The sequence below is a fragment of the Bradyrhizobium sp. CCBAU 53351 genome (genome assembly GCF_015291745.1).
GTDB lineage: Bacteria > Pseudomonadota > Alphaproteobacteria > Rhizobiales > Xanthobacteraceae > Bradyrhizobium.
Genome location: NZ_CP030059.1, coordinates 3,610,872 through 3,625,475, shown reverse-complemented (window position 1 = coordinate 3,625,475; position 14,604 = coordinate 3,610,872). Strand labels below are relative to the sequence as shown.

Below are 14,604 nucleotides of genomic sequence, written 5' to 3'. Positions count from 1 at the left end.
GTAGCAGACCGCCCCTTCCGCCGCGGCCGCTTTCGTGAAACCTTCTCGCGATGCGCCGGATCATTGTCGTTGGCTCCCAGGGCAGCGGAAAGACGAGCCTCGCCCTGAGTCTCGGGCGCAAGCTCGGCCTGCCCGTGGTGCATCTCGACGTGCTCTATTGGCGGCCGGGCTGGAAGCCATCGGACAAGGCGAGCTTTCGGGCACGTGTCACTGAAGCCATCGCCGGCGACGCCTGGGTCGTCGACGGCAGCTTCTCGGATCTGGCCTTCGATCTCACGATCGCACGCGCCGATATTCTCGTTGTCATCGACCGTCCGCGCTGGCTCTGCCTGTGGCGCATTCTCTGGCGCTCGGCGTTCGATCGCGATACGAGGCGGCCCGATCTGCCGGAGGGATGCCCGGAACAGTTCGACTGGAAGCTGATGCAGGAGGCATGGCGCTACGACACCGAGCGCGTGCCCGTCATCGAGGCCGAACGTCTTCAGTACGGCCCCGATGTCCCCGTCCTGCGCCTGAGGCGCGACCGGGACATTCAGGGCTTTCTGGACTCGGTCTCAGCAAACGGCGAGTGAACGCAATCCGGATCAGGATTTGGTCCGCGCGATCCCCGCGGCGAATGTCTTCATCAGCTCGGCATCCACCGCCTCGCCCTTCGCGTCTTCCGCCAGATGCTCGAACCAGCGTGCAAAGCCCTCGTAGATCTGGCTGGCCGGATGGTCGGGCCCGAGGAAACCGGAAATCTCCCGCATCTCCGCGACCCAGCGATAGGCTTTCGGAATCATGTCCGGCAGCGCGACCTCCAGCCGGGCCAGGATCGCGGGTTGGCTCAGTGCCAGCTCGTCGCGCAGCGCATCGGCCGCGCCCGCTTTCGTGGCCGCGACCACCATGGCTGAGCCGATGCCGGCGAGGCCCTTGACGATGCCGGCATAGGACATTTTCAGAGCGGACGCCGCGCCGACCGGGCCCTCGACGATCCGCACGTCGAGCCCGAAATCCTTGAGTACCGCGACGTCTTTGGCGTGCTCGCCGGACACGTAGAACGCAGGACTTTTACCGCCCGGCTGCGGCGGAAAGCCGATGATCCCGCCATCGACGAACGGCGCCTGCGCCGAGCCGATGATCTCCTCGATCCCACGTACGGTGTCGACGTTGACGGCGTTGCAATCCACGACGATGGGCTTGTTCTCACGCCTGACGATCAGCGCCGCCAGCCGCTCGGCCAGCGCGACGGCTTCACCCGGCGGCACGATCGAAAGAATGATGTCGGCGTCCGCAATCGCCTCGTCCTCGGCGCCGATCATGCCGGCGTCTGCTGCGCGCTTTTTCGTCGCCTCGCTCCGCCCTTTCAAGGACGTCAACACCCGCGCGCCATGCTCGCTGAGACGGCGGGCGACGGCGCTGCCCATGGCGCCGGGCGCGAGGATCGCGATGGTTTTGGACATCATGCACTCCAGATCGAATTCCGAGCGAGGCGCTCAGGTCACCGGAGAATAGCAGAGGATGCGAACGCAGCGTGACCGGCGGCCATCCCGCGCGGGAATGGCCCTACTCCACCTTCGCAGGCTCGGGCCGAATCGTCGACGCATTGGCGATGCGCGCGGCATTCGCCATGCCGGCAAGCGCCGCGGCCTTCTTCGGATCTGGTGCCGAGCCGGGCTGCACCACGCCGGCCGACATGATCAGCGTCGCGGCATCCTCCGTGCTCATATCGACCTCGACGATCTTGCTCTTGGGCACATAGAAGAAGAACCCGGTGGTCGGGTTCGGCGAGCACGGCAGGAACACCGAGACGTGCTCCTCCTGCCCCGGCAGGCTACGCGCGACCTCTTCATTCGGCGATTGCGAGATCAGCACGATCGACCACATGCCCGGCGAGGGAAACTCGACCAGGCCCACTTTCCGGAAGCTCGAGCCCTTGCCCGAGAACAGCGTCTCGAACACCTGTTTCAGGCCACGGTAGATGGCGCGCACGGCCGGGATCCGGCCAAGAAACGTTTCGCCGACGTCAACGAGCGTGCGGCCGATCAGGTTAGCCGCGAGGAAGCCGACCAGTGTGAGCGTGAAGAATGCGACAACCAGTCCCCAGCCGGGAATGACGTAGGGCAAATACGTCTCCGGCCGGTAGGCCAGCGGCACGAACGGCCGCACCACGCCGTCGACCCAGGTGACGAACCACCACACCAGATACAGCGTGATGGCGATCGGCCCTGTGACGACGAGGCCGGTCAGAAAGTAATTGCGGAAGCGGCCCATCAGGCCGGTATGCGGTTCCGGCAGGGGATCAAGAGGCGCAGGCGCGTCGTCGCGGGGGTTCATTCGGGTTCCAGGTCGGTCGCAGCATACAAGCTAGGGTCTTCTAGCAGGTTTTGGAAGACCGCGACCGCCTGATATCCCGTCTGCCTATTCCACAGTCACCGATTTCGCGAGATTACGCGGCTGGTCGACATCGGTGCCCATCACGACAGCCGTGTGATAGGCGAGCAGCTGCACGGGGACGGCGTAGACCATCGGCGTGAAAGCCGCCGCCATGTCTGGCATGACGATGGTGACGAGGGACTCGACCGTCGCCTCTTCCGCGCCCTTGGCGTCCGTCATCAGGATGATGTTGCCGCCGCGGGCGGCGACCTCCTGCATGTTGGAGACCGTCTTTTCGAATACCCGATCGTAGGGCGCGATGACGACGACGGGCATGGTCTCGTCGATCAGCGCGATCGGTCCATGCTTGAGCTCGCCGGCGGCATAGCCCTCGGCGTGGATGTAGGAGATCTCCTTCAGCTTCAGCGCGCCTTCCAGCGCCAGCGGGAAGCTGGTGCCGCGGCCGAGATAGAGCACGTCACGCGACTTGGCGATCCGGTGCGCGAGCTTCTCGATCTGGAGCTCGGTGGTGAGCGCGTCCGCCATCAGGCGCGGGACCTCGACGAGACCGTGGACCAGCTTGGTCTCGTCCTCGTCGGAGAGTTCGCCGCGCGCCTTGCCTGCGGCGATCGCAAGATTGGCCAGCACCATGAGCTGACAGGTGAAGGCCTTGGTCGATGCGACGCCGATCTCGGGACCGGCCAGCGTTTGCAGCACGGTCTCGCTCTCGCGAGCGATGGTCGAGGTGGGCACGTTGACGACGGCGACCGTGTGCACGCCCTCGGCCTTGGCGTAGCGCAGTGCCGCCAGCGTGTCGGCGGTCTCGCCCGACTGCGAGATGAAGATGGCGAGATCGCCCTTGCGCAGCGGCGCTTCGCGGTAGCGGAATTCGGAGGCGACATCGACCTCGACCGGCAGGCGCGCAAAGCGCTCGAACCAGTATTTTGCGACGAAGCCGGCATAGCTCGCGGTGCCGCACGCCGTGATGTTGATGCGCTGGATGGTCTTGAAGTCGAAGGGCAGCTTGACCGGCAGCGAGACCCGCTCCGTCGCCATGTCGACGTAGCGCGCCAGCGTGTGGCCGACCACTTCCGGCTGCTCGTGGATTTCCTTGGCCATGAAGTGACGGTAATTGGCCTTGTCGACCAGCGACGTAGAGGCGGCGTGCTTGATCTTGTCGCGCTGGACGGCGTTGCCGTCCTTGTCAAAGATATCAGCGCTCTTGCGGGTCAGCACGACCCAGTCGCCATCCTCGAGATAGCTGATCGTGTCGGTGAACGGGCCGAGCGCGATGGCGTCGGAGCCGAGATACATCTCGCCGTCGCCATAGCCGATCGCAAGCGGCGGACCATTGCGGGCGCCGATCATGAGATCGTCGTCGCCGGCGAAGATGAAGCCGAGCGCGAAGGCGCCGCGCAGGCGCCCCAGCGCCAGCTTCACCGCCTCCACCGGCTTGTTGCCGCGCGCGAGCAGATCGTCGACGAGGTGCAGCACGATCTCGGTGTCGGTCTCGGTGTGGAACACCGTGCCCTTCTTCTCGAGCTCCTCGCGCAGCTCGCGGAAATTCTCGATGATGCCGTTGTGGACCACGGCGACGCGCTCGGTCGCGTGCGGATGGGCGTTGTTGACGGTCGGCTTGCCGTGGGTGGCCCAGCGGGTGTGGCCGATGCCGGTCGTGCCCTTGAGCGGCTCGGCTTCCAGCCGCTTCTCCAGGTTCTTCAGCTTGCCCTCGGCGCGGCGGCGCTCCAGATGCTTGCCTTCGAGCGTGGCGACGCCCGCCGAATCGTAACCGCGATATTCGAGACGTTTGAGCGAATCCACCAGTTGCTCTGCAACCGGCTCGCGCCCGAGAATGCCGACAATCCCGCACATGCGGATCACTATCCCCCAAATCGTCGAAAAATCGCCTAAACGACGCGCCCGGTTTTTAGCGAAATTCCCAAGGAACCATATACTCAATAATTATTGCGGATTGAGACAGCCTGGACCGCGACCTGAGCTTCGCCTGCGTCGAATTGGCCGGCGTTAAACCGCGCGCGTTAACTTGTTGTCAACATGTTTGACCAACGATTCCGGTGCAGGAGAGCAAAGCCATGAAAGGCTCGTCCGACCGCAAAGGTCTGTCATCGATGTCCGTGCGCGCCAGCGAGACCACGGGCACGCACCTTGCGCATTGGCCGCCGCCCCAGCGCGGCAAGGAAAGCAAGCCGGTCTTCCTGAAGCATCCGGAAGGCGAGCCGGTCAAGCGCGCCAAGCCGCGCGGCTGGCGCCTGACCCGCGCGATCTTCTCCGAATTCGCCGACGACGAATAGCGGACGCCTCACCACCCGAGAACCAGGGCGAACACGAGGAAAACGACGGACGCCCAGAACGTCAGCCCGGTGACCAGGGATGCGATCTCGGTCGGGTCGCGCTCGCCGAACTGTTCCAACACCCATCGTCCGGGCGGCATGACGACGTGCTTGACGAGGAATGCGATCGGATCGTCGACGAAGTCCTCATCCATGAGCGCGTCGCCTTGGCAACACCGAACAGCAATCGGCACGCGGCCGCCTACTTCTCCGGCTTCTTGCCGCCCGTCTTCATCTCGCGGTAGCGCGCCGCGCCGCCTTCCCGGATGGTCTGCTGGTTGCGCTCCAGCGCCATGGCGTCGTCGGGCACATCGCGCGTGATCACCGAGCCCGAGCCGATATAGGCGCCGTTGCCGATCTTCACCGGCGCGACCAGCGAGGAATTGGTGCCGACGAAGGCGCCCTGCCCGATCACCGTCTTGTGCTTCTTGAAGCCGTCGTAGTTGCAGGTGATGGTGCCGGCGCCGATGTTGGAATTGGCGCCCACGGTGGCATCGCCGATATAGGAGAGATGATTGACCTTGACGCCCGCCTCCAGCGTCGCCGCCTTGGTCTCCACGAAATTGCCGATCCGCGCACCGTCGCCGAGCGAGGTGCCGGGCCGCAGCCGCGCATAGGGACCGATCGAGACGTTCTTGCCGAGCGTCGTCTGCACGATGTGCGAGAAGGAATGGATCACGGTGCCGTCGGCGATCGACACGCCGGGGCCGATCACCACGAACGGCTCGATGGTGACGTCCTTGCCGAACACGGTGTCGGCGGCGAGATAAACCGTCTCCGGCGCGATCAGCGTGACGCCGGCTTCCATCGCCGCCTTGCGCAGCCGCGCCTGCATCACGCCCTCCGCTTCCGCAAGCTGCGCCTTGGTATTGATGCCCCGCACCTCGTCCTCGCTGGTCTCGATCACCACGGACTCCCATCCCTGCTTGCGGACGATTTCGACCGCGTCCGTCAGATAATATTCGCCCTTGGAATTGGCGTTGCCGATTTGCCCAAGGATTTGGAGCGCCCGGCGGCCGTCGATCGCCATCACGCCGGCATTGCACAGATCGATCTTGCGTTCGGCTTCGCTGGCGTCGGCCTGCTCGCGGATCGCGACGAGGCGGTCGCCTTCGACGATGAAGCGGCCGTAACCCGTGGGATCGGCAGCGCGAAAACCGAGCGCGGCGATCGCAGCGCCCTTGGCGAGCGGCGCGCGCAGCCGCGCAAAGGTCTCGGCCGAAATCAGCGGCGTATCGCCGAAGGCGATCAGAAGATCGTCCGCGCCTCGCGCGATCGCCTCGCGCGCCGCCAGCACCGCATGCGCGGTGCCGAGCCGCTCGGCCTGCACGAAGGTGAGTGCGTCGGGCCTGACGCGCTTGGCCTCGTCCGCGACCGCCTGGTGGTCGGGACCGATCACGACCGCGAGCGAGCTACCGGTTCCCTTGGGAGCGGCGCCGAGCACATGGGCCAGCAGCGTCTGGTGAGCGACCGGATGCAGCACTTTCGGCAGGCTCGATCGCATGCGCGTGCCTTCGCCGGCGGCGAGCACGATCGTGAGGCTGGAACGGGCGGTCATCGAAATCCTGTCAGATACGGCCGAATCATTTGGCGCGACGGGCGGGCCACCCGCAAAGGGTCTCGCCTTGCTACCCCCGCAAACGCCCGGAATTCAAGTGCGACGGGGTTTTCCTGTTAATGTTCCCTGATTGATTCGGGGAAGCTTCGGGGCTGGGCACTTAACGTTCATGGCAAAGGATTCCGACCCATTGGCGGATGCCTTCGGCACCAAGGAGACCGGCGGGCTATTCTCCGGACTTGTGGCTGAGGAAGGCGCGTTCGATCGCCGCATGATGTGGCGGCTCGGCTCGTGGGGCGTGGCGGCCGTTGCCGCCGTCACCATCGCGGTCATGGCCAATCAGGCTCAGCTCGGCTGGCGGCGCGACCAGGTTGCGTCCGCCGATCTGGCGCGTCAGGCCGACCGGCTCCAGCTGCTCACCAGGGAGAGCCAGAACGAGGCTCGCCGGCTCACTGCAGCCATCGAGACGCTGAATACCGATCGCGACCGACTGTATTCGCGCGTCACCGTGCTGGAGCAAGGGCTCGATTCCGTCACCGGCGCCATCGCCAAGCAGACCACTGCGGCACCGCAGGCCGGTAAGGCACAGGATGCCGGGCCCGCAGCCCCGAGCGTCGCACCGGTAGCCTCGACGCCAGCTGCCGCCGCCGACAAGCCTCGGACCGAGGCCGCCAAGGAGCCGTCCAAGGACACCTCCAAGGACACGTCCAAGGACACGTCCAGAGATACTTCCAAGGAAGCATCCAGGGACACGCTGAAGGAAGTTGCAAAGGACCCGTCGAGCCCGCCGCCGCAGACTGCCGCTGCCGCCTCGCTGGTGCAGCAGTCGCCTTCCATGACTTCAGCTTTGCCGGCCGTCTCGCTGGTACCGTCCAAGTCGATCATGGCGCCGCCCGATCCGGCCGCATCGAAATTGATGCAGCCGGAGACCAACGAGAAGGCTGCCGAGAAGAAGATCGAGCCGACACCCGGTCCGACCGAAGCCGTCGTGGCAGCCGCCAAGCCAGCGGAAGCAACCGAGAGCGACTCCCCCGCGATCGCGGTTCAGCAGACGCGCTTCGCGATCGATCTCGGCGGTGCCAATTCGGTGGACGGCCTGCGCGCGCTCTGGCGCGGCGTGAGCAAATCCAATCCGGAAATCGCGGCGCTGCGACCGATCATCATGATCAAGGAAGGCAATACCGGGCTCGGCATGCAGCTCCGCCTCGGCGCCGGCCCCCTGGTCAACGCCGCCGCCGCCGCGAAATTCTGCGCGAGCCTCGCCGAGAGCAACCGTCATTGCGAGACCACCGTGTTCGACGGCCAGCGCCTGTCGATGCGCGGCTCGGAAAAGGCGGAGAAGGGACAGGAAAAGTCTCAGGACAGGGTTCAAGAGAAGAACACGGAGAAAAACCAGGACGCGGCCCCGCAAGCCGAAACTGCGCCCGCGCCCAGCGCCAAGCCCGAGAAGCCGCAGCGCCGCCGCAGCTATTCCTCAAAGCGATCGTCGAAGCGCGAGGAGCCCGCGCCACCGCCCGCAGCGCCGCCAGCACCGGCCAAGCCGGAGACGGCGTCGGCGGCATCGACACTGACATCCTTCTTCAGGCGGTAGGACGCCGCCCATCTCGACGGCAACCGCTTGCATGCGGCGATCGGACGCTGCGACCTGCGCTGCCCATTTGCCGCGGATTTGCGTTCATTCACGGCGCGCTCCACGCGTTGCGCCTCCTTCCGACACTCGCGGAATCCCATGAACGAACTTGACGATGTGCTGAGACTTCTCGTTGCGGCGGGTACGGGCCTGCTGATCGGCATCGACCGCGACATGAACGACAAGCCGGTGGGAATGCGGACCCTCGCGCTCGTGGCGCTCGGCTCCGCGCTCGTGTCGATCTCCGTGATCGAGTTTCAGAATCTGCGCGACCATCCGGATGCGATCTCCCGGGTCATTCAGGGCGTCGTCGCCGGGGTGCTGACCGGCGTCGGCTTCATTGGCGCAGGCGTCATCCTGCACGATGCCAAGGCGAAGACCGTTCACGGCCTCACGACGGCGGCGACCGTCTGGATCGCGGCGGGGCTCGGAATTGCATGCGCGCTGGGAGCCTGGCTCCTCGTCGGCGCCGCGATCACGGTCACGTTGCTCGTGCTGTTCGTTCTCGGCTGGATCGAGCGCCGGTTGGGATTGAAATAGCCTGGCCGCCGGCGCGCGCCGGTCGGGCGAGCGTACCAAATGATACGAACGAAGCCGATGTAACCCGGCATGATCCGCGACGGATTTGATTCGGAGCGGAGATGACGGCGGACGCGAATTTCCTGCGGGAGCAGCTGGCGTTGATCCGCGAACTGGCGGACCGGGCGGATCCCCATATCCGGAAGCGACTGCTCGCATTGGCTGAAAAATACGAGCGCCGGCTGGCGGAACAGAGCCGGACGCAAAGCCGGCTTTGACGGCTCATCGCACACGTCCTAAGCCAGCCGGACAAGAAACGTCACCTGCCCTGTTGCCTGCCCCCGCCATCCCGACCATATTGCCGCCATGACAAAAAAGCCCTTCCGCCTCACGCCCTACCAGGTGCAGTTCCTGATCGTCGTCGGCTTCGCGTCCGTCGGCTATGCACTTTATCTGCGTTACCTCGCGATCGAGCTTTCGCAGGTCGCACTCGCCTGCGACGCCGGGCTTCAGACGCTGATCTGCAAGGGGCGCTCGGTCTCGACCGTGCTGTTCAAGAATTCGGTGTTCGGCATCGTCGCGCTGGTGGTTGCGACGCTGAACCTGATGCGGCCGTCGATCGTGCTGCTGACGGTCGGCATCATCGCGGCCGGCCTCGGCATCGTGCTCTACAATGTCGTGCCGTCGGGCCTTGCGATCGGCCTGTTCATTCTTGGGTTTGCTCGGCCCGCGCCCGCCACAGCGTGAGCGCGAACAGCAGATAGATCGAGCAGGTCCACAGCGACTGCCAATTGTCGCGGCCTTCGTTGAACAGCACGAAGACCGCCGACAGCGCCAGCACACCCGCAAACACCGATTCCGCGATCGGACGCTGGCCGGTCTGCGGCCGGTTCAGCATCAGAAGCGCAAACGGCACCACCGCCATCGTCAGCGCGGCGTAGGGAAAATCCTTGTAGCGCGGGTCGAAAACGAAGCCGAGCGCGGTCGCGGCCGCGATCACCGCCGCCACCGCGAGCGTCAGGCCCAGCACGGCGGTGAGCTTCGACCATTTCCGCCCCTCGCGCGGACCGAGCAGGTCGAGGAAGGTCGGCAGGCTGCGGCCGATCACCATGGCCTGCGCGCAGAAGATCGGCGACAGGATGCCGGCGAGCAGCAGCGCGCCCCAGAGCAGCCAGCCACCAATGCCGTAGCTCTCGTAATACATCTTGTCGGCGCCGATCCCGAGCAGGCTCCCCGCCGTCGTCGCCGAGATCGCGACCCCGAGCCAGGCCGAGAAGCGCGGCGTCCACGGCCGCCGGCGCAGCGTGATAAGGGCGACCGCGAACACCAGCACGGACAGGCCCATGCCCAAGCCCATGTACCATTTCCAGTAGGGGAAATTGCTGATCGGCTCGCCCGGCGGATATTTCAGGCTCCGGCGCACCGAGTCGTACAGGCCCCAATAGCCGCCGACGGTGCCTTCCAGCTTGCGCTTCCACGGCTGGTCGTAGGACTCGATCAGATTGACGCGGAACTTCTGCGCCTTCGCCAGGGCCAGGATTTCCGAGACCACCCGCGCCTGGTTGGCGCGTGACGGCAGCGCGCCGTCGCGCATGCGACCCTCGCTCGGCCAGCCGGTCTCGCCGATCAGGATTTCCTTGCCGGGAAACGCCACCGCCATCCGCTCACGGATCTGTTCGACATGGGCCGAGGCGAATTTCGCCTTGATCGGGAAATCTTCCCAATAGGGCAGGATGTGAATCGTGACGAAGTCGACGGCGTCATAGACCTCGCGGTTCTTCAGCCAGTACTCCCAGACGTCGGCATAGGTGACGGGCACGCTAACCTGCGTCTTCACCAGACGGATGATGGAGACGAGGTCCGCCATCGTCATCTCGCCGCGTAGCAGCACCTCGTTGCCGACGATGACCGCCGTGATGATGCCGGGGAATTCCTTGGTGAGGCGGATGGCGAGCCCGGCCTGCTCATAATTCTTGGTGCGGTTGCTGGAGAGCCAGATGCCCTGCAGCACCTTCAGCCCGCCGACCTTGGCGGCGATGGCCGGCACCTGGTCGAGCCCGTTCTCCATCGAATAGGTGCGGACGCAGTCGGTGATCTCCTTGAGCTGGCGCAAGTCCTGCTCGATCTGCTCGGCGTCGATATGGGTCCACGCGTTCAGCGGCGTCTGCTCGCCGCGGAACGGCGCGTAGGAGACGCATTGGACCTTGTCGGCGGGATCGATCGGGGCGCGCGCGAGCGTGATCGGCGTCGCCAACCACCACCACACGGCAGCAATCGCACCCAGTGAAACGAGCAGAAGTGCCAGTGGCGTACGAAGAGAAATCGGTTCCGTCCTCCGCGAAGGGTCCGTCGATTACCTGCTTGCACGCCGTCTGCCAAGGGGGGTCCAAGCGGGTGCCCAGATGCCAATCCATTCGAGCGTTCCGCTTCTCCTCCAAGGATTCGGGCTGCGGCCGTTCGACCAAGGCCTAGCATCGTGACTTTGCTGGACAAAATGCCAAATACAGGTCATGGACTCCGAAAGACTTTTCCGCCGCATTGGAGACCCATTTGGACGCCATCACCGACGCGTCCGCGGGATCCTGACGCGGACGGCCAGCGCATACATTGGGGATTTCATGCGGCAACGGGTGTTCGAGTCACGAAATGCGGTCCTGCGGCAGTTCGCCGCCACCTTGGCCGTCTCCTGCCTTCTCGTTCTCGCCGGTCTCGGTGGCGCCTCCGCCCAGAGCGGCACGCCGGCCCCGGATCAGGGCAAGGCCGCCGCCCAGCCTGCCGACGCCGCCAAGGATGCCGCCCAGAACCAGCGCCGCACCGACGAGTTCGCGGAAGCCGCCCAGGTCATCAACGGTCCGGGCGGCAATCCTGAATGCGTCTGGCTCGGCCGGCGCGTGGTGCGGCTGATGTGGCGGGACGACCTCGATACCGCGTTCCGCCATCTCGACCTCTACGACCGCTTCGGCTGCCCCGGCGGCCACATCCAGGCCGCGTTCCGCTGCCTGACCCGGTTCGGCGGCCAGATCGACCCCAAGGTCGCCGAGACCCTGGACAGCCGCGTGCACGCCTGCTGGATCAACCCGGCGGCCCAGCCGCAGCAGGCGGCGGCCTCGGCCGCCCAGCCGGCGGCTCCGGCCGCCAACAATGCGCAGCCACAGCCGGCCGCGAGCCCCTCGCCTGCGGCAAGCCCGTCACCGGCGCCCCCGAAATAGCCCAAGATCTCAAACAGACTTGGATCTTAAACAGACTTGGTCGTTTCAGCTCTCGTTCAGGAACGATCGGCCATAGACGCGGTTGGCACTGCCGCGCGACGTTCGAAAAAGGCCATGCCCTCATAAGGACATGAGGCCATGACAGTTGTGAAACCGCGCGGCGGAGATATGCTCCCTTTGCCGCGGACTTGGTCGGATCTCGGGGTCGGATCCGCTTCCCTGCCCCCTCAGCCCCTTTTGGTTTAGCCGCGATGCGCGTTGTCGCCGCCGTTTTGTTGCTTGTGTCTGCGCTTCACGCTGGACTATGGGGGGTCCTGCGCGACAAGGAACCCGCGCCCGATTTCAAGGGCCTGCTGCCGAGCGTGTCCTACGCGCCGTTCGAGGGCTCGGCCCACCCCGACATCGACAACATCCCGACCGTCGAGAAAATCCGCGCCGACCTCAAGACGCTGTCGACCATGACGCGCGCGATCCGTCTTTATTCGTCCACGGGCGGTGTGGAACTGGTGCCGCCGATCGCGGCCGAGTTCGGCCTCAAGGTCACCGTCGGCGCCTGGATCGACAAGGACAAGGATCGCAACAAGCGCGAGATCGAGGCCGCGATCGCCCTCGCCCGCAAGAACAGCAACGTCAACGGCGTCGTCGTCGGCAACGAGGTGATCTATCGCGGCGAGCAGAAAGTCGAAGACCTCATCGAGATGATCAAGCAGGTCAAGGCCGCGGTCCGCGTGCCCGTGACCACCGGTGAGATCTGGAACATCTGGCGCGACAATCCCGAGCTCGGCTCCAACGTCGATTTCATCGCCGCGCACGTCCTGCCCTATTGGGAAAATTTCCGCTCGGACCAGGCGGTCGACCAGGCTGTGGATCGCTACAATCTTTTGCGCAATCAGTTTCCGGGCAAGCGCATCGTCATCGCCGAATTCGGCTGGCCGAGCGCGGGTTATAATTTGCGCAACGCGGACCCTGGTCCGTTCCAGCAGGCCCTGACACTGCGCAACTTCGTCAGCCGCGCCGACGCGCTTGGCATGGACTACAACATCGTCGAAGCCATCGATCAGCCCTGGAAGTATTTCGAAGGCGGCGTCGGTCCGTATTGGGGCATCCTCAACGCCAGCCGCGAGCCGAAATTCGCCTGGACCGGCCCGGTCGAGAACCCCGACTATTGGAAGCTGATGGGCATCGCGCTGCTGGTCGGCATCCTCTTGTCGCTGCCGATCCTGCGGATTGAAAAGCCGACCGCGAAACAGGCGTTCTTGCTGTCGGCGACCGCCAACGGCGTCGGCGCCTGGGCGGCGACCGTGTTCGCGTTCTGGAACGGGCATTATTTCATCTTCGGCTCGGCCTTCGCGCTGACGCTCGGCATGATCCTGCTTGTTCCTCTCGTCCTCATCGCGATGGCGCGCATCGACGAGATCGCCGCGGTCGCCTTCGGCCGGCCGCCGCAGCGGCTGATCACCAGGGACAAGCCGGTCGAGAACGTGCCCGAAGGATATTGCCCGAAAGTCTCGATCCACATCCCGGCCTATTACGAGCCTGTCGATATGCTGAAGCAGACGCTGGATGCACTGTCGCGGCTGAACTATCCGAACTACGAATGCGTCGTCATCATCAACAACACGCCGGATCCCGCGTTCTGGCAGCCGATCCAGGATCACTGCCGCGCGCTCGGTGAACGCTTCAAGTTCATCAACGCCGAGAAAGTGCAGGGCTTCAAGGCGGGCGCGCTGCGCATCGCGATGGAGCGCACTGCCGCGGATGCCGAGATCATCGGCATTCTCGATGCCGACTATGTCGTCGAGCCCGACTGGTTGAAGGACCTCGTGCCCGCGTTCGCCGATCCACGCGTTGGCCTCGTGCAGGCGCCGCAGGAGCACCGCGACGGCGATCTGTCGATCATGCACTACATCATGAACGGCGAATATGCCGGCTTCTTCGACATCGGCATGGTCCAGCGCAACGAGCTCAACGCCGTCATCGTGCACGGCACGATGTGCCTGATCCGCCGCGCCGCGATGGACATGGCGGGCGGCTGGTCGTCCGACACGATCTGCGAGGACAGCGATCTTGGCCTGGCGATCCAGGAGCTCGGCTGGACCACCCACTACACCAACACCCGTTACGGCGCGGGCCTCCTGCCGGACACCTACGAGGCCTTCAAGAAGCAGCGCCACCGCTGGGCTTATGGCGGCCTGCAGATCGTCAAGAAGCACTGGCGCCGCTTCCTGCCCGGCGCGAGCCGGCTGACCTCCGACCAGAAGCGCGAATACGGCCTTGGTTGGCTGAACTGGCTGGGTGCCGAGAGCCTCGGCGTCGTGGTGGCCCTGCTCAATCTCGTCTGGGTGCCGATCGTCGCCTTCGCCGACATCGCCATTCCCGACAAGATCCTGACGCTGCCGATCATCGGCGCGTTCATCGTCTCGCTGGTGCACTTCCTGTCGATGTACCGCGCCCGCGTCGCCATCAAGCCCGGCCAGATGCTGGGCGCCATGATCGCGGCGATGAGCGTGCAGTGGACGGTGTCGCGCGCGGTGGCGCAGGGCCTCATCACCGAGCACATCGCTTTCGCCCGCACCTCCAAGGGCGGTCTCAGCCGCATGTCGATCGAGTTCCAGGCGTTCTGGGAGGCCGTGATAGGCACCCTGCTCCTGGTCGGCGCCGGCGTCCTGATCGCCTCCAACAGTTTTCGGCAGATCACCGAGATCTACATCTTCGCCGGCGTGCTGGTGCTGCAGAGCCTGCCGTTCCTGGCCGCCGTTGCGATCGCCATCCTAGAGCTCAGCCGCATCAACTCGTTCCAGTTCTGGCGCGACAGCGCGATCCGCACCGCCGAGCTGATCGGCCTCCGCCCCGTCGCACTGCCCCCCGTCGGCGCGCCGCAGGCAGTGCCGAACGAAGTGCGGCGGGAGACCAACTGACGGGCGTCCCGGCCGGTTGACACCTCGTGATTAAAAGTCACGAGCTCTTCGACGTGGATGGTGG

The 14,604-nt window shown here is 65.2% G+C and carries 14 protein-coding genes; 8 read left to right on the top strand and 6 right to left on the bottom strand.

Going from position 1 to position 14,604, the window contains the following annotated elements:
• Nucleotides 1–50: 50 nt before the first annotated feature.
• Nucleotides 51–572 (top strand): AAA family ATPase, encoded by a 522-nt coding sequence (locus XH83_RS17020; protein WP_194408067.1) that lies wholly within the window; start codon nucleotides 51–53, stop codon nucleotides 570–572.
• 12 nt (nucleotides 573–584) lie between these two features.
• On the opposite strand, the gene XH83_RS17015 is transcribed toward XH83_RS17020, so the two are convergent.
• The 3 genes from XH83_RS17015 to glmS all read right to left on the bottom strand — a co-directional run bounded on the left by XH83_RS17015 (nucleotide 585) and on the right by glmS (nucleotide 4,227).
• Nucleotides 585–1,442, bottom strand: a complete 858-nt coding sequence (locus XH83_RS17015) for an NAD(P)-dependent oxidoreductase (protein WP_194408066.1) — start codon at nucleotides 1,440–1,442, stop codon at nucleotides 585–587.
• A gap of 103 nt (nucleotides 1,443–1,545) precedes the next feature.
• Nucleotides 1,546–2,316 (bottom strand): DUF502 domain-containing protein, encoded by a 771-nt coding sequence (locus tag XH83_RS17010; RefSeq protein ID WP_194408065.1) that lies wholly within the window; start codon nucleotides 2,314–2,316, stop codon nucleotides 1,546–1,548.
• Nucleotides 2,317–2,400: 84 nt separating this feature from the next.
• The gene (glmS, locus tag XH83_RS17005) at nucleotides 2,401–4,227 is read right to left on the bottom strand and encodes a glutamine--fructose-6-phosphate transaminase (isomerizing) (protein ID WP_194408064.1); all 1,827 of its coding nucleotides are present in this window, start codon (nucleotides 4,225–4,227) and stop codon (nucleotides 2,401–2,403) included.
• A 221-nt stretch (nucleotides 4,228–4,448) separates the two neighbouring features.
• On the opposite strand from glmS, the gene XH83_RS17000 reads away from it, so the two are divergent.
• On the top strand, nucleotides 4,449–4,667 hold the full coding sequence (locus XH83_RS17000; protein ID WP_194408063.1) for a hypothetical protein: 219 nt from the start codon (nucleotides 4,449–4,451) through the stop codon (nucleotides 4,665–4,667).
• A gap of 8 nt (nucleotides 4,668–4,675) precedes the next feature.
• Here XH83_RS17000 and XH83_RS16995 read toward each other — a convergent pair whose 3' ends face one another.
• Both XH83_RS16995 and glmU read right to left on the bottom strand, forming a co-directional pair.
• Complete coding sequence (locus XH83_RS16995; RefSeq protein ID WP_194408062.1) at nucleotides 4,676–4,861, bottom strand: hypothetical protein; 186 nt, start codon at nucleotides 4,859–4,861, stop codon at nucleotides 4,676–4,678.
• 47 nt (nucleotides 4,862–4,908) lie between these two features.
• Nucleotides 4,909–6,264: a bifunctional UDP-N-acetylglucosamine diphosphorylase/glucosamine-1-phosphate N-acetyltransferase GlmU gene (glmU, locus tag XH83_RS16990; RefSeq protein WP_194408061.1), complete on the bottom strand. Its 1,356-nt coding sequence runs from the start codon at nucleotides 6,262–6,264 to the stop codon at nucleotides 4,909–4,911.
• Nucleotides 6,265–6,433: 169 nt separating this feature from the next.
• Here glmU and XH83_RS16985 point away from each other — a divergent pair, with 169 nt between their 5' ends.
• The 4 genes from XH83_RS16985 to XH83_RS16970 all read left to right on the top strand — a co-directional run bounded on the left by XH83_RS16985 (nucleotide 6,434) and on the right by XH83_RS16970 (nucleotide 9,160).
• Complete coding sequence (locus XH83_RS16985; protein ID WP_194408060.1) at nucleotides 6,434–7,855, top strand: hypothetical protein; 1,422 nt, start codon at nucleotides 6,434–6,436, stop codon at nucleotides 7,853–7,855.
• A 138-nt stretch (nucleotides 7,856–7,993) separates the two neighbouring features.
• Nucleotides 7,994–8,434, top strand: coding sequence for an MgtC/SapB family protein (locus tag XH83_RS16980; RefSeq protein ID WP_194408059.1), 441 nt, complete (start codon nucleotides 7,994–7,996; stop codon nucleotides 8,432–8,434).
• Between the two features lie 101 nt (nucleotides 8,435–8,535).
• Nucleotides 8,536–8,691 carry a hypothetical protein gene (locus tag XH83_RS16975; protein WP_194408058.1) on the top strand — a complete coding sequence of 52 codons (156 nt, stop codon included), beginning with the start codon at nucleotides 8,536–8,538 and terminating at the stop codon, nucleotides 8,689–8,691.
• A gap of 88 nt (nucleotides 8,692–8,779) precedes the next feature.
• Entirely contained in the window at nucleotides 8,780–9,160 is a 381-nt protein-coding gene (locus XH83_RS16970; protein ID WP_194408057.1) for a hypothetical protein, read from the top strand.
• Here the strand turns inward: XH83_RS16970 and XH83_RS16965 are convergent.
• Entirely contained in the window at nucleotides 9,120–10,679 is a 1,560-nt protein-coding gene (locus XH83_RS16965) for a beta-(1-6) glucans synthase (protein ID WP_194408056.1), read from the bottom strand. The two genes, XH83_RS16970 and XH83_RS16965, sit on opposite strands and share 41 nt — an antisense overlap.
• 352 nt (nucleotides 10,680–11,031) lie before the next feature.
• Between XH83_RS16965 and XH83_RS16960 the strand changes: the two genes are divergently transcribed.
• Entirely contained in the window at nucleotides 11,032–11,622 is a 591-nt protein-coding gene (locus XH83_RS16960) for a beta-1-3, beta-1-6-glucan biosynthesis protein (protein WP_194408055.1), read from the top strand.
• A 251-nt stretch (nucleotides 11,623–11,873) separates the two neighbouring features.
• The gene (locus XH83_RS16955) at nucleotides 11,874–14,540 is read left to right on the top strand and encodes a glycosyltransferase (protein WP_194408054.1); all 2,667 of its coding nucleotides are present in this window, start codon (nucleotides 11,874–11,876) and stop codon (nucleotides 14,538–14,540) included.
• Nucleotides 14,541–14,604 lie beyond the last annotated feature (64 nt).